At 55.2% G+C, this 26222-nt stretch carries 22 protein-coding genes; 12 read left to right on the top strand and 10 right to left on the bottom strand.

Translation table 11 applies throughout. From position 1 onward, the window contains the following. The first annotated feature begins 438 nt into the window (after positions 1–438). From BN873_RS18095 to BN873_RS18075, 4 genes are all read left to right on the top strand, one after another. The gene (locus BN873_RS18095; RefSeq protein WP_048677006.1) at positions 439–1368 is read left to right on the top strand and encodes a tyrosine-type recombinase/integrase; all 930 of its coding nucleotides are present in this window, start codon (positions 439–441) and stop codon (positions 1366–1368) included. After that, a complete protein-coding gene (locus BN873_RS18090; RefSeq protein WP_048677005.1) occupies positions 1365–2282 on the top strand; it encodes a DMT family transporter in 918 nt (305 codons plus the stop codon). Before BN873_RS18095 ends, BN873_RS18090 begins: the two co-directional genes overlap by 4 nt. Before the next feature lie 86 nt (positions 2283–2368). Continuing rightward, the gene (locus tag BN873_RS18085; RefSeq protein ID WP_053085455.1) at positions 2369–2776 is read left to right on the top strand and encodes a tyrosine-type recombinase/integrase; all 408 of its coding nucleotides are present in this window, start codon (positions 2369–2371) and stop codon (positions 2774–2776) included. Between the two features lie 1067 nt (positions 2777–3843). After that, positions 3844–4101 (top strand): hypothetical protein, encoded by a 258-nt coding sequence (locus tag BN873_RS18075; RefSeq protein ID WP_139031780.1) that lies wholly within the window; start codon positions 3844–3846, stop codon positions 4099–4101. Between the two features lie 269 nt (positions 4102–4370). Here BN873_RS18075 and BN873_RS20230 read toward each other — a convergent pair whose 3' ends face one another. Further along, on the bottom strand, positions 4371–4988 hold the full coding sequence (locus BN873_RS20230; RefSeq protein WP_139031779.1) for a hypothetical protein: 618 nt from the start codon (positions 4986–4988) through the stop codon (positions 4371–4373). 1839 nt (positions 4989–6827) lie between these two features. After that, positions 6828–7949: a metal-dependent hydrolase gene (locus BN873_RS18060; RefSeq protein ID WP_048676993.1), complete on the bottom strand. Its 1122-nt coding sequence runs from the start codon at positions 7947–7949 to the stop codon at positions 6828–6830. A 53-nt stretch (positions 7950–8002) separates the two neighbouring features. Between BN873_RS18060 and BN873_RS18055 the strand changes: the two genes are divergently transcribed. Together BN873_RS18055 and BN873_RS18050 are read left to right on the top strand one after the other, a co-directional pair. Next, positions 8003–8425: a putative toxin-antitoxin system toxin component, PIN family gene (locus tag BN873_RS18055; protein ID WP_048676991.1), complete on the top strand. Its 423-nt coding sequence runs from the start codon at positions 8003–8005 to the stop codon at positions 8423–8425. Further along, a complete protein-coding gene (locus BN873_RS18050) occupies positions 8422–8676 on the top strand; it encodes a toxin-antitoxin system HicB family antitoxin (protein WP_048676989.1) in 255 nt (84 codons plus the stop codon). Before BN873_RS18055 ends, BN873_RS18050 begins: the two co-directional genes overlap by 4 nt. A 6-nt stretch (positions 8677–8682) precedes the next feature. On the opposite strand, the gene BN873_RS18045 is transcribed toward BN873_RS18050, so the two are convergent. The 3 genes from BN873_RS18045 to BN873_RS18035 are packed head-to-tail and all read right to left on the bottom strand — an operon-like array spanning position 8683 to position 10525. Continuing rightward, a complete protein-coding gene (locus BN873_RS18045; RefSeq protein ID WP_139031778.1) occupies positions 8683–9615 on the bottom strand; it encodes an ATP-binding protein in 933 nt (310 codons plus the stop codon). Beyond that, complete coding sequence (locus tag BN873_RS18040) at positions 9612–10265, bottom strand: hypothetical protein (protein ID WP_048676986.1); 654 nt, start codon at positions 10263–10265, stop codon at positions 9612–9614. Before BN873_RS18040 ends, BN873_RS18045 begins: the two co-directional genes overlap by 4 nt. Further along, the gene (locus BN873_RS18035) at positions 10262–10525 is read right to left on the bottom strand and encodes a hypothetical protein (RefSeq protein WP_048676984.1); all 264 of its coding nucleotides are present in this window, start codon (positions 10523–10525) and stop codon (positions 10262–10264) included. Before BN873_RS18035 ends, BN873_RS18040 begins: the two co-directional genes overlap by 4 nt. A 217-nt stretch (positions 10526–10742) precedes the next feature. Between BN873_RS18035 and BN873_RS18030 the strand changes: the two genes are divergently transcribed. Continuing rightward, positions 10743–11555 (top strand): ProQ/FINO family protein, encoded by an 813-nt coding sequence (locus BN873_RS18030; protein WP_048676981.1) that lies wholly within the window; start codon positions 10743–10745, stop codon positions 11553–11555. Positions 11556–11862: 307 nt separating this feature from the next. On the opposite strand, the gene BN873_RS18025 is transcribed toward BN873_RS18030, so the two are convergent. Beyond that, entirely contained in the window at positions 11863–12168 is a 306-nt protein-coding gene (locus BN873_RS18025; RefSeq protein ID WP_048676979.1) for a hypothetical protein, read from the bottom strand. Positions 12169–12321: 153 nt separating this feature from the next. Between BN873_RS18025 and BN873_RS18020 the strand changes: the two genes are divergently transcribed. After that, a complete protein-coding gene (locus BN873_RS18020) occupies positions 12322–12549 on the top strand; it encodes a DnaJ family domain-containing protein (protein WP_053085454.1) in 228 nt (75 codons plus the stop codon). 22 nt (positions 12550–12571) lie between these two features. On the opposite strand, the gene BN873_RS18015 is transcribed toward BN873_RS18020, so the two are convergent. Next, positions 12572–15601 (bottom strand): Tn3 family transposase, encoded by a 3030-nt coding sequence (locus BN873_RS18015; protein WP_048676976.1) that lies wholly within the window; start codon positions 15599–15601, stop codon positions 12572–12574. Positions 15602–15744: 143 nt separating this feature from the next. Here BN873_RS18015 and BN873_RS18010 point away from each other — a divergent pair, with 143 nt between their 5' ends. The 4 genes from BN873_RS18010 to BN873_RS20225 all read left to right on the top strand — a co-directional run bounded on the left by BN873_RS18010 (position 15745) and on the right by BN873_RS20225 (position 18866). Then, positions 15745–16320 (top strand): tyrosine-type recombinase/integrase, encoded by a 576-nt coding sequence (locus BN873_RS18010; protein WP_048676974.1) that lies wholly within the window; start codon positions 15745–15747, stop codon positions 16318–16320. 116 nt (positions 16321–16436) lie between these two features. After that, the gene (locus tag BN873_RS18005) at positions 16437–16616 is read left to right on the top strand and encodes a hypothetical protein (RefSeq protein ID WP_048676972.1); all 180 of its coding nucleotides are present in this window, start codon (positions 16437–16439) and stop codon (positions 16614–16616) included. Positions 16617–16708: 92 nt separating this feature from the next. Further along, entirely contained in the window at positions 16709–17425 is a 717-nt protein-coding gene (locus BN873_RS18000) for a thermonuclease family protein (protein ID WP_048676970.1), read from the top strand. A 1102-nt stretch (positions 17426–18527) separates the two neighbouring features. Then, complete coding sequence (locus tag BN873_RS20225) at positions 18528–18866, top strand: hypothetical protein (RefSeq protein ID WP_139031777.1); 339 nt, start codon at positions 18528–18530, stop codon at positions 18864–18866. Positions 18867–19230: 364 nt separating this feature from the next. On the opposite strand, the gene BN873_RS17985 is transcribed toward BN873_RS20225, so the two are convergent. The 3 genes from BN873_RS17985 to BN873_RS17975 all read right to left on the bottom strand — a co-directional run. Continuing rightward, entirely contained in the window at positions 19231–21213 is a 1983-nt protein-coding gene (locus BN873_RS17985) for an ATP-binding protein (protein WP_048676963.1), read from the bottom strand. A 515-nt stretch (positions 21214–21728) separates the two neighbouring features. Further along, a complete protein-coding gene (locus tag BN873_RS17980; RefSeq protein WP_048676961.1) occupies positions 21729–25028 on the bottom strand; it encodes a DUF499 domain-containing protein in 3300 nt (1099 codons plus the stop codon). Positions 25029–25039: 11 nt separating this feature from the next. Then, a partial coding sequence (locus tag BN873_RS17975; protein WP_048676959.1) for a DUF1156 domain-containing protein occupies positions 25040–26222 on the bottom strand: 1183 nt, incomplete at its 5' end.

The raw sequence follows: 26222 nt of genomic DNA, 5'->3' as shown, positions 1-26222 counted from the left end.
CCAACCTTCCGATCTGTACTGCGAAATGTCAACAGAACCTAAGTAGGAGTGGCAGGGCGTGCGTCGGGTTTGACCCAGAGTAGTGCCTTGTCGGCCCCAGGTCCACGTCACCATCCATTGCCCCCACAAATCTGGTTGCACCTGGATTTCATCATCGCGCACACCCCATTCTGTCGCTCTTTCCCAGCTCCGGTGCAAGTTTTCCATCGCGACCTGCTCATTCAAAGAAATGTTTGCGTCATTTTAATTGAGAATTGACGTCACCCGGCGGGTTATCCACCCTCTGAATAGGCCGAAATTTGTCGTCCCGGCTTAAAATGCCGAAAATTTGTTTTAAACTAAGTTTACTCAAATATCAATTTGAGTAAATAGTATCCCTCCCCAATATCCCGCCCAACCCGCAACAGGGGACCGAGGAGCGGGTGGAGAAGAGCCATCATGTTCGACCGGGAAATCTTCGACGAGGCCCGCAAGGAGTTCCTCTCGCATCTGCGCTACACGCGGGGGCACAGCCCGCGCACCTGCTACAACTACCATTCCGACTTGGGCATCTGGGCGGGGTGGCTGACGGAGGCCAGCAAGGACTGGCAGCGGGTCAAGGCGCTGGACGTGGAGCAGTTCAGCGCTTGGCAGTTGCGGGAGAGAAAGGTCGGGGCGCATCTGGTGTCGCGGCGGCTGAGCTGCCTGAGCACCTTCTACCGCTGGGCCAAGAAGAACGAGATCGTGGTGGACGATCCGGTGTATCTGGCCGACAAGCCCAAGCGGCCGCAGCGCATGCCGGTGTGGCTGGAGCGCGAGGAACAGGCCGCCCTGGAAGCGGCGGTGCGGCGGGTGGACGACATCCCGGAGAATATCTTTGGGCAGCGGCGGGCGCACCTGCGGACGATCCGCCAGCGCTATGAACTACTGTTCGGCCTGCTGCTGAACTCGGGGCTACGCATCTCCGAGGCCCTCGGCCTGAAGGTGCGGGACGTGCGGTTGCGCGATGGTACGGCGCTGGCGGTGCGGGTGATCGGCAAGGGCGACAAGGAACGGCTGGTGCCGCTGCCGGAGAAGTTCGGCCAAGTGTTTGGGTTCTGGCTGAAGGACAAGCCGGCGGAGGAGTACGTGTTCGCCCAGAAGCCCCGGGGTCAGCCGCCTGGCGCGCACGCGGCCCGCGCCTACTTGCGCCGGCTCAAGGACAAGGCCCACATCGCCAAGCCCATCACCCCGCACAAGCTGCGCCACACCTACGCCACGAATCTCCTGAACGCCGGCGCCGAGCTGGTGGATATTCAGGCCCTGCTGGGGCATGTGAATCTGGCGACGACGCAGATCTATACCCACGTCGATCAGGACCGCATGGCGGCGGTGGTCAACAAGCTGTGAGTTCGGGCGACCGCCCGGTTCCGGCCATCGCGCTGGACCAATTCGGCCTGCTGTGCGCGGTGCTGGCGGCGGTCGGCTTTTCCTTCAAGGCGATCCTGGTCAAGCTCGCCTACCGGTACGGGGTGGACGCCGAAACCCTGCTGGCCTTGCGCATGGCGTTCAGCCTGCCGTTCTTTATCGGTATGGCTTGGGTGAGCGTCCGCCGCGCCACGAGCCGGTTGACGCCGCAGGATGGGGTCTGGCTGTTCGGGTTGGGGTTGTTGGGCTACTACCTGGCGAGTTATCTCGACTTTCTCGGTCTGCGTTACATCAGCGCGGCGTTGGAGCGGCTGATCCTGTTCGTCTATCCCACGTTGGTCGTGCTGCTGTCGGCGTTGCTGTTCGGTCAGCGGATCACGGGCCGGGTGCTGAGTGCGCTGGCGCTGTGTTATGCCGGTATCGCGCTGGCGGTGGCGCATGACTGGCGGCTGGTCGGATCAACGCGGGACCTCGCGCTAGGCAGTCTACTGGTGTTTGGCAGTGCGCTGTCCTACGCGCTCTACCTGTTGGGGAACGGCCGGGTGGTGAACCGGCTCGGGGTCCTGCGGGTCACGGCGTTCGCCTCGATCGTGGCCGGTCTGCTGGCCATCGGGCAGTTTCTGCTGCTGCGGCCGGTCGCGGTCCTGCTGCTCCAGCCGGGGCCGGTTTACGCGCTGGCGCTGGCCATGACGCTGTTTTCGACCGTGTTGCCGGTGTGGGGGGTGTCGGAAGCCATCCGCCGCCTGGGCGCGGGACCGGTCGCCTTGACCGGCAGCCTGGGACCCATCGTGACCCTGCTGCTGGCGTGGCTCCTGCTCGATGAGGCGTTAGGCGTCGGGCAACTGGCGGGGGCCGCCCTGGTGATCATGGGGGTAACGGTCATGGCGCGGCGGTAGGTGACACCGCCACAGGGACGCATCCCGTTTCATCCGAGGAGTTTCGGTACGTCCTCGATAGAAAAACACCCACCGGTCTTGTATCTTTGATTATAGACGCGCGCTTGCAAGACGGCACGGCCCGCTCGGTGCGGGTGATCGGCAAGGGCGACAAGGAGCGGCTCGTCCCCTTACCGGCGGCGTTCGGTCAGGTGTTCGGGTTCTGGCTGAAGGACCAACCCAGAGGGGAGTTCGTGTTCGCCCGCACAGCAGGGCAAAAGCCGGTGTCCTCCCAAGCCGCCCGCGCCTATCTGCGCGGGATGGTGCAGAAGGCCGGCATCGAAAAGAAGATCAGCCCGCACAAATTGCGCCATACTTACGCCACGAACCTGCTGAACGCCGGGGCCGAGCTGGTGGACATCAAGGCGCTGCTCGGCCACGAGTCCATCGCCACCACGCAGATTTACACCAACGTCGGCCAGGAGCGGATGGAGCAGGTAGTGGGGAGGTTGTGAGAGAGGAGTTAGCCCATTTCTTCACCGAGGTTGGACTCGCGGGTCCGTGGCCCTGCTCGCCGACACGGCCACTCCCTGTCGCGCTATCGCGAACAGGCCATCGCCGACCGCCGCGCTGGTCTGTCACTCGCTCCATTGCCCCGATAGGGGGGAGAACGGGTACGTCAGCCGTTATCGGGAGGGGAATGAACGGTTACCTTTGCATTAACGCAACGGAACCAGAATGGCACTATCGTACAGTCATGCACGAACGACCACGAAGGCCACGGTTATTCTCCATATGCTTCAGTTTCCATTGAGGGTCAAGATCACCATCTTGTCCAAGAATAGTGCCGTCATCACAACCGCTCCAGTTCACAAGGCAGTTCGAGCCACCGATCTTACGACACTCGTTGACGGCGGTCTGCTCAGCGGTCTCCAACGACTTGAAACCACAAGCCTCACCCGATTTTGAGCCACCTTGCTCGGCTGCTGTGGCAACCCATCCCGTCCCCTTGCACTTAAGCAGTACATTTATGTGCCCACCCCACTTAGACGCACAGGTTCTAGTGTACGAATTGATAAGACTATTCAGCTCACGCTCATTCCGCGCAATCAGGTACTGCGAACGGCTATGATAGCCGGCAGCACATTCGACCTCAGCAACAGCGGAATACCCATCGACTGATGTAATCATTGCGGCAGCACCGGCCATAAGAGAAAGGATCAAGAAGCACATACCAGTTCTCCTTATTTATACTATAGAAATTTGAGCCGCAGACGGATAATAATTCGACTACGGAACTATCGACGTTCAGCGCAGGTTAGCATGACTCAGGTGCTTACGAAATCGTAAATGCTCAGCGACTCTTTAGCCATTTCTAACTCTTTCTCCTAGTCATCAGGGGTACATTCTACTCTGTCTACATTTCTCTGTTTCATTCCATCAAGTAATTTATTAACTGGTAAGTGAGAAAGATCAATTTCTTGTCCACTCGCATTGAAATAACGGCACTCTTTTTGAAAACATTCTCCTCGTGTCAAGTGTCCAGATTGCACTCCAGCTTCTGCATCCCTAAGAGACATTCGTGGCACCTTGTATCCATTCATGTAATAATGGCAAGCTCTATACCGTACCGGTCGGATTACGGTTGAGTTTGAGCCACCTGCCTTTCCAGATCCTGGATATGACCCTGATTTGTCTGATCCTGATTCGTTTGACGGTCGAGATTTATTACTGGCTTTCTTACATGGGTATGCTTTGTCAACCTGCCACCGACCGTATGCATCGCAAGTGTGTTGATAACCGGATACACAATTTGAACAGTATGGTGTTGGTCCAATGATGCAGTGTGGACCTTCGGCATACGCATTTAACCGCGTGACACCATCTACACTTTCCACTGACGGACGATACGGCGATGGGCAATCTGCGAGTGCGTTGCCGGCAGTCATGCCGCATAAGGCTACAATCACAGTCAGCGTTCTCAAAACTGGGTAGGAGTTATTCATTACATATACCTATAAGTATTTGATTAAAATTGAAAATTAAGATGCTGATGGCATGATTTCGAACAGCTACTTATTATCATATTCTAATGCGATTACCCCGGGCCTACCAATACGTGAGCTGGCAATAGGCGAGACAGGCGCTCTGTATGGCACTGTATTTAGAAGGACAATCTCCTTTGCGTAGGTCGGCATCGATCGCCGCTCCGGCCCGGCCGGAGCGGAAATGGTAGTCCGTCAGGTTGCGTGCGCCGGTCATGCAGCGGTTTGCCAACGAGAGGAAAGCGGCGCTGACCGCGTCCACGCACTGTTGGTAGCCAGCAAACTGTTGCCAGGTGACGTCCCAGTTGCAGTTCTGTGCCTTGGCAGCCAGGCGTTCGCGGTTCTCGGCTTGGCGTTGCGCCGCCCCTAATGTCGATCGAGGATTTGGGGACGGTGACGAATCGGCTGAACTTTCACACTGATCGTAATTGCGGATACAAGTTTTATCGGCCAATTCACTTGTTTGTATGCATCGATCAGTGCATCTGTCTTTGGCATCGAAATCATCTTCGTAACGTTTTTCGCACGATGCCCAACAGCGATCATTTTCCAAGTCAATTCTTTTACCACACACATCAAGCTGGTTATCGCAAGTTTTCGAGCCTGCATGCGAATTTCCAGCGTGGAGAAAGAGTAAGAAGATCGCTATAACTGAGAAGTCAAAAAAACGTAGATTGACCATTTCAAATTCTCGCAGATCCTGAAAAAGTAAGAATCACAAAATTCAAACATTTTGTGTGTTTGGTTACACGCTGAACACCAGCTCAACCTAACACCATGACTGATTTAGGATGGCTATATAGCGCTCCTATCCGAATTGTGGAATCAACGATTCAAGCCACCTTGGCGCTTCGCGCCACCCACTCCCAGCCCTTTTAAGGTGGGTAAACATTCGCTGGCATCCGCTGGCACCGGGTTTTCAGCCTTTTAGCAGTGAACCTCTAGTTTTACCCATTTATCTCTAGATATGTCGATCAACATCTAATGATAAAATTATTTGAAAGTTATTAAATATCAATTATATAAAATAATTTTATATAATTAGCTGATTTATAAAAATTTGGTACATTAATTGCTTTATAAAATCACAGAAGTTAGTTTTTCAGTTATTATTGTTTATATACAAAAAGTTATGATCACCTTAAAAGGGCTGCACCCACTCCTTATCCAAGGAGTTGAAATTCCACAAACGGTATAGGAGTAGTATTATGGTTCAGGTTTAACAAGATGATCGACACACATCATATTTGTACCTACACTCGCTTTTACACGAATTCTCGCTTGATAAACCAATACAGGTAATTTCACAATGCCCATATATAGCTTGGCAGGTCTGGAGACATTGCTGTCTGCCGGAGTCTGCTACGAGTATAGAGAATTCCTTATTAACTACTGGAAAGGTTATTGAAAGAGATTCGTTCTCGAGTGATTGCGCCCACCCGAAAGCTGAAACTACAAATAGTAAAGTTGATGTAAATACTTTTAGAATCGCTTTCATAATTAGTTCTCCGCTGTCCCATGCATGCAGTCTTTTTTTCAATCTCTTCTGGGGTCATGTTGTTTACTCTAAGGGGAAGCTTTAAGTACAGGACAAAATTTTCAAAGCCCACAGGAAATCCTGGAATTTTTCGGCGAGGTTGTGAGTGAAGGGTCAGGCGCGCATGGCAAAAGACAAGACCTGATCCCTTCCAAAATGGTGATTTCCGTGAACGATTCTCCGACCTGCCTAGCCTCCACAAGAACTCTCGAAGAAGGGGTAGAACAAGCAGTTGTGTCACCAGCCGCCATCTCTCTCAAATCAACTATTTGCACTTATTTACAAGCTGGATCACGAACACAGGTGCATCTACCACTATCATAGTGAGGGCGACTATCACTACTACAACTCTTCCTTCGCGTTGGTTCTATATCATGACAATATGCCCCGCACGATCCAATACCACTAGCACCACTAGCAACTAAAATTTTTTTACTAACATCAAATTCAGAGAATAATGTATTACTAGAGAGTCGACTTAAGAGCATATCAGGCTTAGTAGCTACCCCAGGTTTGCTAACTATATACTCTTCAGCAAGAGTTACAGATGTGAGCATCAAAATGCTTATGGATGTAATTGCAATTTTTAATGACATTATGTATCTCCTCAAGATGAAAAAGTAGATCCGGGGTCTCCACTTAACCGGAGTAATCCGAGCTGCTGCACCGGTTTTTTGCCAGATCTCCCTTTTCGGAAGTGGATTTTTCAACAGTTCTCGTGGAAACTAGCAGTCATCTCCATATAGTCATCCCATGGATCGGTGCTTGGAACTGCAGTCTGATGGGAGCTGACGCGAGGCTGAATACAGCCTCATACAGCCTCACACTTATACTTCTTAGCCTAAAAAATAATACAAGTAAACTGCTCAGGAAATTATTTTCATCGGCGATCAAAGCTCCATCTAGCCCCTCACAAAAACCTCCTCAACTGCCCCGGTATCCGCTCGTCTCCAGCCTCCAGCGTCCCCAGCACCGCCCGCCGCCCTACAAAAACCGCCTCAACTCCGCCGGTATCGGATCGGCGGGCGGATCGTTTCCGAGATCGAAATACACCGGCTGCTCGCCCGGCTTGAGCCAGAACTGCACCACCACCTCGCCCCGGACGGCCACCAGATCCAGCCACGGCCCCAGTTCCTGAGCGCGGGCGTAGTGCAGGCGCAGGATGCCGCCCCGATACGACGTCGGGTTATAGGCGTCCACGCTGTCGAGTCGCCCCGTCAGCGCCGGCCCCCGGCCATCCGCGATCTCCACTTCACCCAACAGGTAATACGTCCGGTTTTGATCGATGCGGCTGACCAGCCAGCGCAAAGTGTGGCCCTGCATCGCCACCCGTTCGGCCACCACCCGCAGCGGCTCGCCCGCGATCAGCCGCGCCGCGACCGGATACAGGTTATGCTGCGCCTCGCTCTGGCCCACCGCGCGGGGCTGGCCCTGATGCAGGACGATGAAGCCATTCTTCCACGTCCCCACCACCGGACAGCGGCACGTCACCCGTTCCAGCGTGAGGTTGTCCGTCGCGGTCAGTTCCAGCGTGTACCAGTGGGTGCCGGACACACGCGCGTACTGCTCGACCGCGATATCGAAGCTCTTGAGCAACGCCTGGAGCGCGTCCCGGAAGCCGAGATGGCTCAGCGGATACAGCGCCACCGTCAGCGCCAGCAATGCCGATAGCAGGATCATTTCGCCCTTGCTGCCCACAGCCAAACGCCAATGGCGATTCCCCGGCGTCACCAGCCGGATCGGCGAGGGCCAGAACAGATCGACCCCGCGCACGTTCAGCATGTCGATCCACAGGTGCGACCAGTAGCCGCCGACCACCGCCCAGAAGTACAGCGGCGCGACCCACCACAACGGCGCGGCCAGGGCGGCGACCACCAGCAGCATGACGGCGGAATGGGTCATCGTGCGATGGCCGAAGCGGCGTTCCAGCGGCACGGAGACGAACCAGAACAGCCGGCCGATCCGGGCGGGCGGCAGGTCGATATCCGGCAGCAGACTGGCGATAGCCGCCAGCAGCCAGCCGATCCCGTCCGGCTTGTAGCCGAACAGCGTCGCGCCGCCCAGGTACAGGACGGACGCGAACGCAACGTGAGTGCCGAGGGTCATGGTAGCCGTCGTGGTGGGGTTTTAACATCGCCGGAGATGTGATTTAATACCGTATGCGTATGGTATTGGATACGGATGTGGTCGTTGCGGCGCTGCGCAGCCCGTCCGGTGCGTCGGCGGCATTGCTCTTGGCCGCACTGGACCGCCGCGTCACGCTGGTTGCGAACGTACCGCTGGTCATCGAATATGAAGCGGTGTGCAGCCGGGCCGAACACCAGCAGGCGGCCGGCGTCAGTACCGCCGACGCGCAGGTGTTTCTGGACGGCGTGGCCGCCCTGATCGAACCCGTGGAAACCCATTTTCTGTGGCGGCCCCGCCTGCGCGACCCGAATGATGAGATGGTGCTGGAAGCGGCAGTCAACGGCCATGCCGACGTCCTGGTCACGTTCAACCTGCGCGACTATGGCGTTATCCCCCTTCAATTCGGTATCGAGGTCTTAAGTCCACGCGATGCCTTACGGAGAATTGCTCCATGAGCACCACGGTCACCTATCCGCTGCGCCTGCCCCGGTCGATCAAGGCCGCCGCTGAGCAACTCGCCAAGGCCGAAGGCGTCAGCCTCAATCAACTGGTGGCGACGGCGGTCGCGGAAAAGCTGGCCGTCCTCAACACAGCGGCGTTTTTTGCCGAACGGCGCGACCGCGCCGATCTGGCGGCCTTTCGCCGCATCGTGACCCGGCCCGGCGGTCAACTGCCCCAAGCGGGGGACGAGCGGGAGATCGGTTAACCGCTTTCAATTGGCCCGCCCCGCCCCCCGGAACAGGAACACCCGGATACTGATGACCACTGCCGCGAGCATCCCGGCGAACACATACAGCTCGGTGTCGCCGGTGCCAATCGCCAGATACCGGGCGCCGATGATCGACGCCAGCGCCACGATCATCACCGGGGTGAAGTCCAGATAGCGCACCCCCGCCGCATGGCGCATTTCCCGGATGCGCTGCTTGTCCACCACCCGCTCCTTGCTGGAGTCCGCCAGCAGATCGGCGAGGGCTTGCGGGTTGCCGTTGGCCTGCTGGACGACGTGAGCGATGAACAGCGCCGGGGATTCCACCAGGGTCCCGGTCTGGGTGAGGTAGGTCTGGGCGATCGCGCGCGCGTGCTCCGGGGCCAGCGGCGGGATCTCGATCTCGGCCAGCTTCCACCACAGCTTGGCCACGTTGGGCTTCTTCGCGCTGGCGCAGGCCACGAGCTGGGCGGCATCCAGGATCGCCAGCCAGAAGGCCACCAGGGTGGGCGTGACCGGGGTCAGGTCGTCCACGGCGATCAGCACCCGGCCGGGCTGGGCGTGAACCGCCGGGATGATGGCGGCGGTCAGGTCGCGGATGCTCAGGCGGTTGACCGAGCGCTTGATCTTCGCCCATTCAATCGCCGCCGGGTTCAGGGCGTCGAGGTCCGCATCCAGCTCCAGCGCCGAGGGTTTGAGCAGGCCCGATTCCAGCAGACCCCGGGCAATTTCGAGAAATTGCCCTTTCGCCTGATGTTCGTGGACGTGGAGGACGATGAGATCGCGGCGCACGATCAGCCGGTCAATCACCGCCTCCAGGACGGCGGATTTGCCGATCCCCACCGGGCCGGTCAGCAGCAGGTGCCGGCCCTTGCGCGCCTCGCGGGCGACCGTCTCCACCAGGTCGTCGCGGCCCAGCAAACCAGTGATCGCTTTCATTCGGGGAGCCTCCCCTGATTGGCCAGATACTTCAGTAACGGTTCCCACTGCGCCCCGGCGGTATGGGCGACTTGTCGGCGCTGGGCATCAAGGAGCAACTCCAGCCGCTTCACCGCCGCCGCTTCGGCGTTCTGCTTCTGGGCGGTTTCCCAGAGCTTTTCCACGTCGCCCTCGTAGCCTTTCTGGATGCGCTCCTGCAACCAGTCGGCTTTGGAGCGGTGAAAGTCCAGCCGTTCCCGCACGGCGGCGTGTTCGGCTTCCAGTTCCCGTAACTTTCCCAGGTCAGCCAGCGCCCGCCCGCGCACCTCGTCGATGCGGACGGATTCAGCCAATGCCTGTTGGGCGTACTCGCGTTGTTCGCGGGGCGAGGCCAGCGGGATGTTGACCTGAATCCCGACGGTCAGCGGGGAACTGGTCGTCGTGTCGCCCCCCTCCGAGACCGTGCTGCTCGTACCCGACGCGGCCCGCACGTAGAACGAGGTGTGTTCCATCACCCGGCGGGTGAGGCTGGGCGGTCGGTAGGCGGTCGCTACGTCGCGCTGAGCGGTCACCACCGGATGATAGGCCAGAATGAAGGCCAGCGCCGGTTCTTCCTCCCAGGCCGCCGCCACGGTCGGAAGCAGCATGACGAGCAGCAGGCCGCGCTTCATGGCGGTTCCTCCTCGGCCAGGCCCACGGCGTTCACCCGGAACGCGGTCAAGCCCAGTCCGGCCAGACACCGGGCCACGGCGTCCAGGGTGGCGAAAGTCCGCAATCCGCCGCGTTGGCGCTCCAGCGGCTCGGTGCGTTCGCCGGTTCGTGTGGTGTAGGTGATGTGTACGGTCCACCCGTCCGCCGTCGCGTCATGCTGCACTTCAACCTCGCGCACCGCCGCTGCCTCCGCGAGAACCTTCAATTTTAAAAGTTGCATTCATCAATTTCTTATTTTTGATGGATCAATTCTAGCAGAAAACCACGATTGCGGTCTTTTTAAGCAGGACAAGAAATTCTCTCAAGTCCCTATTGTTCTTAAAAAGATAGACCGCGTTGTGCCGCATCATCCACAGAAACCGGGGATAACTTCCGCTCTGCCCAAGACGGTGAAATTGTGAAACACTAACCGGTCTGTAATTCTACGAGGTTCTCGAATGCCCCAGGATGTGAACCCCCTGATTGACCGGCTGTGCGCTGCGTTCCCGGATCTCTTCCACCGGCGGACGCCCAAGCCCTTGAAGATTGGCTTGGGCGCGGAATTGATGGCTTTGGCCGGTGTGCATCCGGCCCTGGCCGACCTGACCCGGACCCGGATTCGTTGGGCGCTGAAAGTCTACACGGGCGCGGCGGCCTACCGGAGCGCGCTGGCCAAGGGCGGCCCGCGTTATGATCTGGCGGGGCAACCGGCCGGGGAGGTCACGCCGGAACAGCAGGCGTTCGCCCAATCGCCCCGCGCTCGGAAACCCGCGACCGCCGCTGCTGAATCGACCGCTTCGCCCACGCGCGCCGCCGCCCCGGCGGGGATTCCCCTCCACGAACTGCTCCCGGAACTCATCGCGATGGCTATCCCCGGCAAGCTCGATGTCACGCTAAAAATTAACACCCTGCCCCAGGCGAAACCCGCTTCACCGGGAACCATGCTGTTTGCCGTTCAGGCCGAGGGGTGCACGGTGCTGGTGGAACTGAAGAACAAGATGTGGAATAGCTTGAAGACCGCTGCGGAAAGCTACCCGCACTGGGTGGCGGCGATCACCGGCAAGATGGGTGCGGCCATCGAGGGCGGTTTCCGGTTAGACAGCCCGGCGGTGCAAGTCTTCGAGAAGAAAGTCAAACCGGACGCGACGGCCCCGGCGGCATCAAAAGCGCCCGTGCCGGTGTCCACCGGCCCCGAACCGGAACCCGCCCCGAGAATTGAACGCCCGAAACTGGGCTTGAAAGGGAGCGCCACCCCCGGCAAAAGCGCATAATGGGTTGATGCTGTTTTAGAGTGGCCCTGATGAAAAAGGGATTAAGACCTTCATCCGGCTTCCCGGTATTTGACAATAGCGGCTGCCTCTCATGTCTTCCTGTAGCCCTGATTAAAAAGGGATTAACCAATGAACCCCGTCTTGTGCGGGGTTTTTCGTCTCTGCGAGGTATTCCCATGTCAGCCGATGATCAATGGCGCTGGAGCGAAACTGATCTTGCTGTAGAACTCTGGCGGGTGATCGTGGCGGATATGTGGCGACATCCCCTGGCCTGGTGGTTGGGCTGGCTCTGACACCGCCCAGCGCCCTACAACGTCAGGTGCAGCCGCTCCTCCGTCAGTGCCTGATATTCGGCCCATTCCTCGGGCGTCAGACCCGCCGCCATGCCCAGCCGACGCAGATTCACCCGCACGTCAGGAACTTCCCCCAGGAAATTGGGTAGCATCTGCCCCTTACTCATCGCCAGCATCACGTCATCGACGATATCAATGTCCAGGATGACCGGTTGAGTCCACTGCTCCCCGCAGACATAGCCCAGGATTGCGGCAAAGGTCATGGTCATATTCGGATAGCGGTCAGGATCGATTTTTTCCAATAGGCTCGGTGAGGGCATGAGTTTTATCATCCGGCGAGTTTGGCGGTGTGCCGTGGGGTTATTGGCGGGTTTCTCTTCGTAGGTTAACCCATCCATGATAGACGACCCGACCGGATGATTTCTGATAACTGTTTATGTGGTGGCCCACCTGATCGGAGGAAAGGGGTGGCTATGAATCTTCTGGATCACATCGCCGAAGCCCGTATTCAGGAGGCCATCGACCGGGGAGAACTGCGCGGCTTGGCCGGCGAGGGCCAGCCCTTGCGCCTGGAGGATGACTCAGCGATTCCGGAAGAATTGCGCGTTGCCTATCGCCTGCTGAAGAACGCCGGGTTTTTACCGCCCGAACTGCAATCACTCCGGGATGTGCGGGAAGCCGAACATTTGTTGGGGGTGTAAGCCCAAACCCCAGAAAATTCCGTCACGCTAAGATAAGCTTTGCCACGATCGCATCCAAGTCGATAATCTGCCCGTCACCACGGAAGGTGTAGTGTCCATTCAAATGGATATGGCGCCATGCCGTCGGCGAAATCGTCTTGATCAGAGCCAGAGCTTTCGCGTCTTGGTTCGCTTCGTATTTTTTGAGGAGCCGTGACAGGATGGCGGAATTGTAGAAGATTATGGTGTTGGCGATCAGCCGCGCACATTGGTTGCTGATCTCGATTTCAATATCAGTGCGACCGGTCAACTCCTTCTTGCCGCCGACTTGGGCAATGGCCGAACGCAGCTGATGGTAAGACTCGATCCGGTTCTGCGAGCGGTGGACGTTGCGCTGCAGTTGCGGGTTATGCAGGTAGCGCAGGGTGTAGAGGCTGCGGATCAGTCTGTCGAACTCGAAGATGGCTCGCCGTGTCGGATTGGGTGTGGTGTAGGTGCAGAGCTTGCGGATCAGCGTACCTTGGGTCATCTTTTTCAAGCCCAGCGTGGCGACGATTTGGTCGATATTGGATTTCTCGTCGACAATGACTTGCCGGTCGATCTGACCGATGGGGCGGATCAGACATTTCTCGTAGAGTGCCGGGTCATCGGCGCAGTAAAGCTGCTTTAGTTGCGCTTCGAGATCGGTGAAACGCGGCTCAAAACGCCGTCCGAACCAGTGCAGAATCGCGAAGTTCGCCTTGTTGACGCTATGCATATCACCGGTAATCGCCGTTGGCACGATGTCTGACGTATTGCGATACCAGACATCGAACACATGATGGGCCTCGTACTCATGCGCGCCGATGAGCCAGCCCTGCAGCGGCACATGGTTGCACAGCAGGGTATAGGCGACGACGCCTTTGCCGCGCCCGAAATACTTGCGTGAGTACCGCGCCTTGATGGTGGGTCGTTCAACCCCGAATTTCTGGCCGTCGACCGCACCGTAGAGCGTCTCGAGGTCGAATGAATAGTGTGGGAAGATCGGCAAGCCGGCAATGGCGTTGCTGATGCAGTCGTTGGCCGCCTGCAGCGAGGCTTGGCGCAGGTACTGTTGATAGGTCGTCTCCAGCACATGGTAAAGCATATCGCTGGTGCGTGACATGATGAGGTTGCCATGATTCATCGCTTGGGCGATGATGACCGCCATCAGACTGTCCGCGTCGGCGACCTGCTTGGCGTAGCGCGGCTGCAGTGGTGTCAGCGCTGATAAGAACGGGCATTGCCCGTTCACAAAGCGGAACACGTCGGCCACATCGCAGAACGGCAGTTGCGCGTAGAACGCCTCCTCACGCTCGGCATTCTTGTCGGCCTTGGGCTTACGCCAGGTCAGCGCTTGGGTTTGGCGATCGTAGTCGAGGTGCTTCAGCTTGCCTTGGCGCAACTCACGGTTGAATGCCAGCCATTGCTGGTGGAGTTCGACCGTCAGTGTATTGAGCTGGGTGTCGATCGGTTGGCGCAGCCAGGGAATGTCCATCGCCCTGAGTATGTCCGCCTTCTCGTCGAGAGAGACGAGTTCGTCGGTGAAGCAGCGGTGCTCAAAGCTGTCGTCCAGGTAGATTTCGCCTGACTTGAGGCGCTTTCTAATCTGGCGGTAGAGCCAGAATTCATAGCGGTCGGCGTGTACGCCCGTTGGCTTCCCGTCCGCATCGAATGTCAGCAGATAAGACCGCAGGCGCTTGGGCAGGGTGGCCTCCGGGCATTCGGCGAGCGGGCGCTGCGACAAGCGTTGCGGTTTAGCGAATACGCCCTTCACCCAAGCGAGGGCTGCCAGCCAAGGGTTATCGAGCATGACCCCGGAAAAGTCGAGCGCACTATAAAGCGGACGCAGATGGCGCCGCATGCGTTCGGCCAATCCATCCACCACCTGCCAGCGCAGGGCCAGCTTGCTCGCGGGTTTCATGCTCAGGCGTTGGCCGGCGATTTGTAGCCTTTCCCTGGGCATGATCTTGAACGCGCGCTGGCGCACGTCGCCAAAAGGCGTGGTGTCAGCCACCGCGTCATCGACATAGAGCAACAGCAAGCGCCCGACCTGGGGCGTCTCCTGCTGCCGCTGCACCTGCTCAGCCGCGAAGTGCTTGCTCGCACGCGCCTTGCTTGCGTCTTCCACTTGCTTCATGTGGTAACCCAAGGCGTCGACGAGATGGTCGGTAAGCTGTCGATAGCGTTGCCAAACGTAGCATAACAGGTATAAATGAGTCTGTTCGGCCTTGAGGCGGCGTAGGTCGTAAACCGTGTAGAAGTTGGCCAGACTCGCGTAATAGTTGAGATTCTGTTGCGAGATCGCGAGCTTAGGCAGCAGCGCCTTGGCTATTCGGTACAGCGGTTCGAGCCGGGCGCGTTTTGCGCGCTCCTGTGCCATCTGCCGCCAGCCGAAGTCCTTGGCATCCTGTTTGAGGGCGGCCAGTTCCGACAGGGTGTCGTCGCGGACCAAGAGCTGGGCCAGTGCGTCCTTTGCGGCGCTGTCCAACCCCTCGGCGAGTAATTTACCCAAACGTCGGCGTTCAGCGGACAACGCCTCACTGATCAGAGCCTGCAAGGTCGTATAGCCGGGCCGGACGATCTTATGCTCGTTGAGATAAATGATGAGTTCAGCGACGATAAAGCCGAGCGTGACATCGCGGCGAACCCTCTGGGCGACCTGTTGCGTGAGTTGCGGGAGCAAATCGGCCGACCAGAGCCGATAGCCGAACAGCTCCGCGATCATGACACGCTGCGTGTAATATTCGTGCTTGGTGAGGGCCTGCGGCTCGAAGGCTTGGTCGTTGAAATAGCGGGTCAGGACGAAGGCACAATCCTCCGGCACCTCATCCCAGGTGAACCGGAAGAAGATATGCTTGGCTTTGAAATAGCCGATCTGCAAGGCGCAGTAAGTCTTGGCACAGAGGCTGGGGCGACTGCTGGCGAGCGCCAACTCCGGTTCAGACAGTGACAAATAGTCCAGTCGCTGCCCGTCATCGAAGTCGGGCAAGCCATACAGGGCGTACTGTTCGGCCTCCGACAGGACGGTCAATAGCTTGTTCTTCGTCGCCATCGTGGGATATTGCTTCCGCTAAACACTTTCCCGATAAGGCCCCTTTTCGGGAAAGTTATTCACCAGTAGATTATTATAATGCTTGTATCGCAGGCCTCGGCTGAGTGAGCGCCAATGATCCTTTTCGGGAAAGTTTAGTCGCGATGAAACCGCCTCTCAAACAACGCAACGATCATAGACGTAGCCGGGAGTACCTCACACCGACCGAGGTCGACCGGTTGATCATTGCGGCTAAACGGCTTGGACGTCATGGCCATCGTGATGCGACGATGATTTTGCTGGCTTATCGGCATGGGCTACGGGTTTCAGAATTGGTCGCCTTGCGACGCGAACAAGTAGATTTGCGACAGGGACTCCTGCATGTGCGCCGACGTAAGCACGGATTGCCGAGTACCCAGCCATTACGAGGCCCGGAAATCAGAGCACTACGTCAACTATGGCGCGATTACCCGGCTACACCCTATGTCTTCGTCTCTGAGCGCAAGGCGCCATTGACGGACTCTACCTTTCGCAAGTTGGTTGCCCGTGCTGGCGAAGCGGCAAACCTGGGTATGCCCATCCATCCACACATGCTGCGGCATTCGACGGGTTTCAAGTTGGCGAACGATGGACAAGATACACGCGCCATCCAGCACTACCTGGGGCATAAGAATATCCAATACACCACCCACTATACGCAGCTTGCGGCAGACCGCTTCAATGACTTCTGGGACGACTGAATCGCCAGGATCCAAAAACGGCATCTAATCTATATAATTGATTAATAAATATTTATAACTTTCAGATAGCTTGGGCATCAAGTCCTGGATGCGATCATGGCGGGGTATTATTTGGCGTGACGGAATTTTCTGGGGTTTGGGCTTACACCCCCTTGTTGCAGCAACTCCCCGAAAGTGACCGGAGCCGCGCCCGCCTGGAGCTGCTGCAACTGCGATTAGCCGCCAGCCGTCGTCAGCCCATGAATCTCTTGCTGGAAGATCAGTACCGGCAACGATTGCTGGAACGGTTGGGTTAATCACTGGACCCGGAGGATCGGCCCTATCCGCGTGGGCGCGTCGCCTTGGGTGCTATGCTCCACAGCTTCATCAAGCTGCGGGAGCGCGCCCTATGAATCCTGTCTGTCGTGTGTTTTGGTGGTTCGGATTTCTCATGGTCTTGTCCGGGCCGCTGCTGGCCGCCGAACTGACCGGTAAGGTCGTCGGCATCAGCGATGGCGACACATTGACCCTGCTCGTGCCGGAGGGGGCCAGCTTCAAACAGGTCAAGGTGCGGCTGGGAGAGATCGACACCCCGGAATCCCGCCAGCCCTACGGCAACCGCGCCAAGCAGGCACTCTCCGATCTCGCCTACAACCAACAGGCCCACGTCGTGGTGCAGGATACCGACCGCTACGACCGCACCGTGGGCCGGGTCTTCGTGGGCGGCGTGGACGTGAACGCGGAGATGGTGAAGCAGGGCGCGGCGTGGGTGTACCGCCAATACCTGAAAGATCAATCGCTGCTGACGCTCGAACAGCAAGCCAAGGCGGCAAAACGTGGCCTGTGGGGACTGCCGGAAACTGAACGATGCCCGCCCTGGGACTGGCGCAAGAAGGCTTGCCCAACGTCAGCAGCGACACCAGCGGCTTCACCGGCTGCCAGTGCGCCGAAATCGATTACCAGTAGCGGTTTCACCTGCGCCGGCAAGCGACGTTGCGGGGAAATGACAAGCTGCGAGGAGGCGAAGTTCTACCTCACGTCGTGCGGGGTCGGTTCGCTGGATGGGAACAAGGACGGCGTACCGTGTGGGGGTAGAACGAGCAGTCGTGTCATGAGCCGCCACTGAGCAACCGGAAAACCTATACCTGCACAGTTTCCGCTTATTTGCCTTTACGACAGGGTTTTCCGCACAGTTTTTCGCAGGTTGTGGGCCACATTAACGTCAGATTGCTACCCATGCCGGAAAACACTTGTTTTCCGATACCCAATTTAAAATAGGGACTTATCTCAAATGGCGGCGGGTGGCGCGACTGCTCGTTCTACCCCGTGTGAGAAGTTATGCCGGTAGCTTGTTGAATGCTCGAATCTGGGCGCTAACCTACCTATCTGTTATAGTCTCGCTAATAGTGAACCCCACATCGCCAAGGAGTTCTTTCTTGGATAATCAATAAAAATCAATAAGTTGACGAACATTTTAACGAGTTTAGCGATTAGCGGGACTATAGTAGGCGATAAGAGCCGCTTTGGGATAGGATGTCTACAAACTGGAAAGACAATGGCGCGAGTGGATCGAAAAGAAAGGAACGCCACAAAAACCGGATACGGCTTTTGTGGCGTTCTGTTGGAAAAAGCTAATAAAGAAAAATTAAGTTAGAAAATGAATATACTGAGACGGGCTTTGTATAAGATTTTTGTTAATAACATAATTATTAACACGCTAAACTTGCCAGTTGTTGGGATAATTATTCCTCCTATGGTTGGTCTTTATTACGGGACACTCGACATATGGGGCGATGATTGGAAAATCATAAGTGAACATAAAGAAGTTCATGAATTTATATTTACCGTATTGTCCGTAATTACTATATTCATTTTGTTTGTTCGTGGAGTTTCTGAGCAAATTAAAAGCAAAATATCAATAAAATATAACGAATTGCTCGAAGAATTAATACTTTTAATAGGTGATTTAGTAAAAAAGAAGAAAGACAGGTTTCATAAAAAAGCTAATAGAGTTAAAACGAGGTGTCGATGCATTTAAACTTATAACACAACCAAAAGATCAAACAAATCAAGCGCTTGATGGAACAAAATCTTTTATATCGAAAGGATTTGGTATTGACAGAAAAAATATTTGCATAACTATTATTGCAGGAGAACCAGAGACAGATACATGGTGGTATGAATTTCAATGCGATACGCAGTGGCAGCATACAAAACCGAAAGTTATAATGACAAGCAACTCAACAGCTAAATATTGCTACAACAACGGTGAGAGTATATTTATACCTGATCTCCGTAAAGGAATAAAAGAAGGCATTTTCTATGAATCAGAACGCTACAACAGAAGAAAATCAGGGTCTCTATATTGCAAGCCTGTTAGAGTTGAAATAGATAATAAGTCTTATATCTATATTTTTACTATAGTAATATACGGAGAGCTTCTTTGCACTCCTTATGATTTAGATGAATGCAACGCTACAGAAAAAATATTTGATCAAATTAGCGACCGAATAGAACTTGAACTTTACCTTAACTCAATGAAAAAATATCGTGAAAGTGGGAGATAGCCAGATATGAGACGCATCTTAATCAATGATAAAAATGAATTCGGTTTTTCAGAAATAAAAATATCCGACTGCCATCAAGGCGTAAAACAGTTAGGCCGATTTTTCGAATCAAGAAACACCAAAAATCAAACAGGCCATAGCGTGATCGTTTCCAACAAAGCAGGCTCGTCTGAGCCAAAAAACAGGCATAAATAACTTGCAATGCCAGAACCATACGACAAAAGGGTTCCCTTTTGCGCAGTCGGCGGCGGGTGTCTAAGCCTTTGTTTCGCTTGAGACTGGTAAGCGGCAAAAGGGTAGGGTTAAATTCTCGCCTTTCTTCCACCCATCTTTATTAACTTTATTAACTACTTTATGTACACATTTAATCGTACTTTTCTTTCTGAATTTTCTCGCATCCATTTATATCTGTTAGATATTGGATCATTTCTTCGAGTACAATCAAATCAATCAAACGATGCCCAGATTCCATATCACAAAGAGTATGAGTAAGCCCATGATACTGGCGTTGATCTAAGTTCTCAGAGGTCAATAGCGAATTGATACCATAACGTTCTTTATATGATTTGCCTGTACACCACACGACTGCAAGATCAATATCTTTAATATTTTTATCACCAGATTCAATATCCTCTACCAAGCCATCGAGACAAAACTTAAATTCAAGTACTCTTGGATCAGTTATCATTCCATGAAGCTGATTAGCAACTTCCATGGTAATCCCCAGTGGATTTCTATCTGCATGATATACATATTTATCTACCTCAAGATCAAATGCAATTTTATACAAACTATCATAAGTTAATCTTTCATTTGTAGACATTATTTTAATCCCTCTAATTACACCACCAGCAACAAGCTGGTGAAAAAGAGCAATTACATCTTGCTCTCTAGTAGGAATTGATGTTATAGAAACACTTTTTGTTGGTAAGAAAAAGTTCTCATTGGTTATTACTAACGGTGATGTTGTTTCATGTTGCAACATTTCCTGCTTCCAATCAGAAACTTGTTTCTCTCTGAGAAGATCAGGAGCTACTCCTGTGTTTGCTTTAAGGCGTGATCGAACTTGAGAAAGATGATTTTCTGTTATCTTTCTAGCTATCTCTTTAGCAAAGTCAGTGAGTTCACGATGAAATCCTTTCCGACCTAGATCAGGGGTATAATTTTGAAAGTGAAAAAGGAAATGGAGTTGATTTTCTCGCCCACGATTTCGAGAAAGCGGGACTTGGATTGTTTCTCCTTGAGGCATATTATTCGCGGCCATCTGTATTCCACTATTCATCACTCTATGGTTTGCGCGAATACCCAAGTTTTCGTTGAATTTCTGCCACAACTTTGCAGTATATCCAAATTCAAAAGAAACGATAGGATCGTGCTTTTCTATGATTAGCTTCTCTTCATTATCTAGATTTTTTTGTAATAAAATAAGCAACTCTTTAGAATTCCAACTCCCATAGATAAAATCTAAATTGGATATTTTATCTGGGTGACGAAAATTCGAACCTTTACTATCAAATAACTTTCTTTCAATATCTTTTATTTCCAGAAAACTTCCATTTTTAGAAAATTCTTGATATATCCAATAGTATCCAATTTCATTCTTTTGGAATTCAGTTTTCTGTCCTTTCGAATCAATAACTTTGACTATGATTATTATATTTTCATTTTTAATAATTGCTCCTAGCCCGGTTTTTATCGAAAGAATTTTGAACCAAGCCTCTGCGGTTTTAGCTTGAATCCAGTCGAGTCTCTTTGGATGTGTTGATTCATCAAAACGTACAGTAATTGAAACTCCACGATCACACTCAACAAAATTAGGATCAATCGCTTGCTCGCTATCAGGTGTTACCTTCGGGTTTCCACTAGGTGAAGGATCATCGAGCCATCTTCTTGCCCCTATTAGCTTCCCAATTGCTTGAAATGATGATGTTTTTGTAGCGACTTGCAAAAAGTTAAATCCATATGCAACATATGTAGCGCCAACTCCTTTATGCCCACGCGCATCTGTCGACTTGAATGAAAAATTCGGCGCTAAAAACTGTTGAAACTGATCCTTATTCAATCCAACACCATTATCCGTAACTGTTAATTTATTATCTTTAATATCAATTGTAATCACGATTTTTGGTTGATACGGAGCAGGACCACCAAATTCACACTCCTCTTTCATGCGCAAATCAACTGCGTCTAAAGCATTTTGAACAAGCTCACAAAATGGATCGTACCAACCAATATATGAGCTTAAAATGTTCTTGATCTCACGCTTGAGAGCGCCTAATGCAGCTTCGGATTGCTTAGAGGATTTAAACTCTAATGGATCAAACTCTTGAAAATCGGTTTTAGTCATATCTATCTCTTTTTGCAGTCATGTTATTAAGAATTAGGTATACAATTTTTTCCGTCAAATAGGAAGCCATGTTCGAAGCTTAGATGAGGCTTTCATTTGGCAAAATTGAGTATTTCGATTTTGGCGCTACAAAGTTCAATGGACAAATGGTGCATTTTGTCCTATGTTCGTCCTATTTATCTCCCGCAACCAATTGAATTGTCAGGGAGTGGAAAACCCCAACACTGGACAAAACGATGGTTGCGCGCAAATACCTCGCTAGCCTCGAAGTGGAACGACTCTTCGCCACCTTCCTACACCCCAAACACCTTCAACACCTCATCCCCGTAAAGGTTGATCACCTTCACGGCGATCTTGCCGGTGTCTAGTCGGTCAAAGGGGCGACTCTTGGTTGAATACAGTTCCGCCCAAACGGCTTCGTCTACACCAGCCCTGAGCGCCCGTTGCAGCTTCTCATACGGCTTGTCGCCGCCCGTGAAGTAGGCATAGCGGACGAAGAAATTCCTAACTTTGCTTTACGACCGCTCGAACCCCTGCTTGCTAAACCGAAGGGTCTGACAGTTTTCGGTCACGATCCGTTGGGTATCTTCCGCCACGCCTGACGGGAGGGTGGCTTCGATTTCCAGGGTGATTTTGATCTGAGCGCCACGGAGGGTGGAGAGGTGTTGCAGAACCTCTTCAGCGATGCGCCCAGCTTCCTTCCCCAGACGGTCCGGGTCGAGTTCCACCGACCCAAAGAATCGCTTGGGGAGAATGGGCTTCTTGGGTTCCGGTTCCTTGGCTTCCCCCCCCGACTGAACCGGACCGTCACCCTCCTCCTCCTCCTTGGAGGAGCCACCCTCACTACCCCCTGGGGTCGATCGTTTGGCTTTGTCGGCTTCCTCTTGCTGTCTCGCCACCTCGGGCTTAACGATCACGCTGGAACTATCGATGACCACTGAACCGCCACCGGCGGTCACCAGGCCAAGGTAGCGGTCTGTCGACTCATCGTAGCCTTCCGCATAAGCGAAGTGCTCGCAGAAGAGTTTACTGATGCCCTCCCTTATGGCTTCCGCCAGGACGGCTCTATCTCGCAAGCGCGGAAGATAGAGATACGAGGCGAAGTAATCCCATAACTTTTTGGTGCCGACGTGATTCCCACTGCCCCACAGGTAGCTGTTGATTGGGATACTCAGTCGGGCCGGGCCAATCCGGGTAATCAAGGCTTCTTCATGCACCAGTTTCTTGCTGGCGCGCGTGACGATCTCTTCCTGGCCCTGCAAGCGGGTGGGCAGATATTCCACCTTGGCGCGCGGATCGGGTTGGCTGGGAACCAGGAGCCAGGCCCAGGTTTCGCGGATCCGGGCACTGACCGTATCCCGCATTTCCGTTTGGCGAGCCTTGGCTTGATGAGTCTGCGATTGCGTCAAATCGAGGGAACCGTCATTGACGATGGACATCCAGGCCAGATGAAACCGGGTCGCTTCCTCCAGTTCGTGCAGGCGCTGTTTGTCCGGCGCCAAAAACACCACCATGTTCTGATAGAGTCGGGGACTGTGGCCGCGCGTGGTCAAAACCTCCCGAGCAAAGACCAGCGCGGGGCTTTGTTCATCCTTAGCGATATGGGGATGCTCCGGGCTAACGATCACGAGCCGCACTTCCGGCTCGTCCGGTACTTCGCCCGAATGGGTTGGCACCGGATGCACGGCGGCGAACTCGCCCCGGCCACCGGTCTCTTCGCGGAGCACGCCGATTAAATGCGCCCAGACATCGTGGACATCGAGTTGGGCCGCTCGGTCGTCGGCCAACCGCTTCAGGCTGGGCTGCGTGGAATACCAGTAGCGAGCGCCGTCGCTATGGAGGTAGGTGGCGCTGTTGGCCAGGCGCCGGATCGCATCGCCGAAGGTAGCGGGCGCTTCGCCCGGCTGGGTGCAACCCAGCTTCACTTGCCGGTCGTCGATACCGGGGTTCTGCCCTTTGTAACCGGGTGCCGAACCCATGTAGATCGTGCGCGCGACGCGCCGAGTCGCCGAATAACGGCCCAGGTTGGGATTGTCCTTGTCGATCCGGAGCGGTAATGACGTATCGCCGTCCACATCGCGGGCCAGCACGGCATCCCAGGATTCCTCCATGTAGCGGGTCAGTTCCGACTGGACGGCAGCCAAATCAATGGGGATCGAGGCCGGAACGATCATCAAGCTCCGGTCATCTTGCGACCACAAGGCGTGAATCACCGACGCCATCAAGCGCAGCACGCCGCGCGTGCGCTGGAACTTGTCCAGCCCGCCCCAATCCTCGTAGAGCCGGTCGAATAGTTCGGGATGGATGGGGTAGGCTTTCTCCAGTCGCCGCAGGTAATCGCCTTCCGCGCACCCTGGGGGAAACTCGGAACGGTTCTCCTGATACATCCGGCTGAAGGCGCGGATCACCGCATCACGCGCCGCGAAATGGGCTTGTTCGGTAATCGGCTGAAACAGCCGCCGCCGCACGATTTCAAAGCCTTCATCCGCCGTAGCAGGCCGCCAGCTCGATTCCACGCGGGAAAACGTATTCTTGAGCCGGGCTAGGGCGGCTTGCCCCCCTTCCCCGCCGATCTCGATCTGCGAAGCCGGCAGGCTGGCGACCACCAGAGTATTAGAGACCGCTTTGGCCGCTTCCGTGAGAGCCTGCACAAAGGTCAGATTGGCATCGAAGGAACCGGCGGGGAGATTGCTGACGTGGTAGAGCTGCCGAACGAAGGCCACCCATTCATCGATCAGCACCAGGCAGGGACCGAATTTCTCGAACAGTGTGGCCAGAACCGTCGAACCCGGGCTGGTGCCGTTGGCATCCGCTTCGGCGATCATCCGGTAGGCGGGCGCCCCGCCCAATTGCCAGGCCATTTGGCCCCAGAGGGTGCGGATGACCGTGCCATCCTTTTTGGTTTCCGCCTGACCAGGGGACAGCGCGGTCCCCACAATCACCGCCCGGCGCGCTTTCGGCACCTTGGAGATACCGACCGCCGTCATCAACGGTTCGACGCCGGGTAAGGCCCGTTCCGCACCCGCACCGAACAAGTGGTACGTCGCCAGCATCGAGTGCGTCTTGCCACCGCCGAAATTGGTTTGCAGTTCGACCACGGGATCTCCACCTTGGCCGGACAGCCGCAGCAAGGCGCTTTTGAGCAAGTGTTCGAGACCTTCGGTGAGGTAAGTCCGGCCAAAAAACTCTACAGGATCCCGATACTCATCACTCCCCTCACCCCGGTGAACCTGAGCCAGATCGGCGGCAAACTCCGCTTGTTGGTAGCGCCCGGAGGAGACATCGGGGTGTGGCGTGATCACTTCCCGCCACGGTTGCAGACCTGCCTTGGGCGTTCCTTCCACAGCCAGGGTCTTGCGGCGTGTCTGTTGCCGGGCCTGTTCGGCGAACACCGTGCGTTGTAATTCCACCCGGCTTTTGTCCACCGCATCGGCTTGCTCCTTGGCAGAGACGGCTTCCAGCAGGCGCTTGACGCTGTCCAGGGCGCGCAACGTGTCATCGGAGGAGAACGGTTCTTCGTGGGCGAAGGCATTGCGCACTTCGCTGAGTTCGCCCACCAGCGCGCGTTCCGTGCGACCGAGGACGCTCTCGAAGACCGAGCGCCAGTGATCGGCCATCGCCTTCAAAAGCGCCTGGCTATCCCAGGCCAGGGAGCCATCCGGATTACGCTTTAGCGGATAACGGCGACTTTGGTCAAATTGATCGGGCCACGTCTCACCCAGCCGGGCCTGGAACATGCGTTCCACGAAGGGCGTCAGCCCCACCCTCAGCAACTCGATGGCGTCGTGAACCCGCTCGCGATTGGATAGGGCCATGGTGCTGCTCCTTAGAATCCCAGATCGCCCGAGACCGGGCGGCTTACTGATCCTTGGGCAGCCAGCCGCGTCAGTTCGGGCCAGGCGATCACCAGGGCGTTATAGGCCAGGGCTTCTTCCGCCCATTTCTTCCGCTCGCAGATCCCGTAGAGTCGGTACGCCAAGTCGCGCGCGGTGTCGGCCAGCGTACCGAGCTGGGGAAGCAGCGCGCCCGCCGCCACTTCGCCTTGGGTTTGCATGGTCCGGATCAAGTTTTGGGTCGATTCCCAGACGGTCGGGCGGGTGCCAGTAGCCGGATTCCAGTCGGCGGGCAGTTCTTCGCGACGGAGCAGGCGGACCTTGCCGCCTTTGGCGACCAGTATTCCCGCCTCCTGCACGCCGCGCACGGCGACGCCACGGGCCGTGGCCAGGGTCTCCGCGACGCCATAAGGGCCTTCGTCCATGCCGTGCGTTTCAAACCAGGTGATGGCGAAGCGAGTATCGGGATCGTATTCGCCTTCCTGTTCGGAGAGGTATTCATCGAGGGCCTGGTTGATCAGTTGCAGGGCCGTTCGCACCTGCATCGGGCGGTCGTCGGATTCCAGCACCTGAGCGTACCGGGTGAAGATGGCCATGCCGGGTCCGATGGCGGACTGGGCTAGATCAACCGGGGCGATGTTGCCGTGCTGGAGTTTCTTAAGCGCATCGGGCAGTTCGCGCTTCAGCGTCTTCAGAAAATCGCGGCGGGTGGTAATGGGGGCGGCAGTAGCGCGTTTGCGGCAGACTAAGACGATACTTGAGGCGAGGGCGTTGGAGCCCATTGCACGCATACGCCCAGCTCCCTCGGTTCGCATAGGCCAAGTGCCAGTGGTAGAGAAACCTGAACGTATCACTGCATCAAGAAAAGTCTCCCATCCCGTGCTGGCAGTGCCGGCATCACCGTCACTTTCGGCCTGCTTGAATGCATAGTAGATGGTGATAGGGAAGGCTGGGTGGACCTGCTCAGCAAGACGGTTCATTGCCTTTGTCATGCCTTCCAGGAAGAATTTCTCCGCACCCGACTTACCGTTATGTCGACCTGGTGTGGCAACCAACTCTTCAGCTTTAGGCACCGCAAGTGTGACAAAAAGGTCGGGGAAAATAGACTTCAGCGAGCGACGCAGCCACACATAGAAAAAGTCCGAGAGGTCACCAAACCCAATATTGTCGAAGTAG

It is taken from the genome of Candidatus Competibacter denitrificans Run_A_D11 (assembly GCF_001051235.1).
In the GTDB taxonomy this organism is placed as follows: Bacteria; Pseudomonadota; Gammaproteobacteria; order Competibacterales; family Competibacteraceae; genus Competibacter_A; species Competibacter_A denitrificans.
Note: the sequence above shows the minus strand (reverse complement) of the source record. Positions and strands in the feature narration are given on the sequence as shown.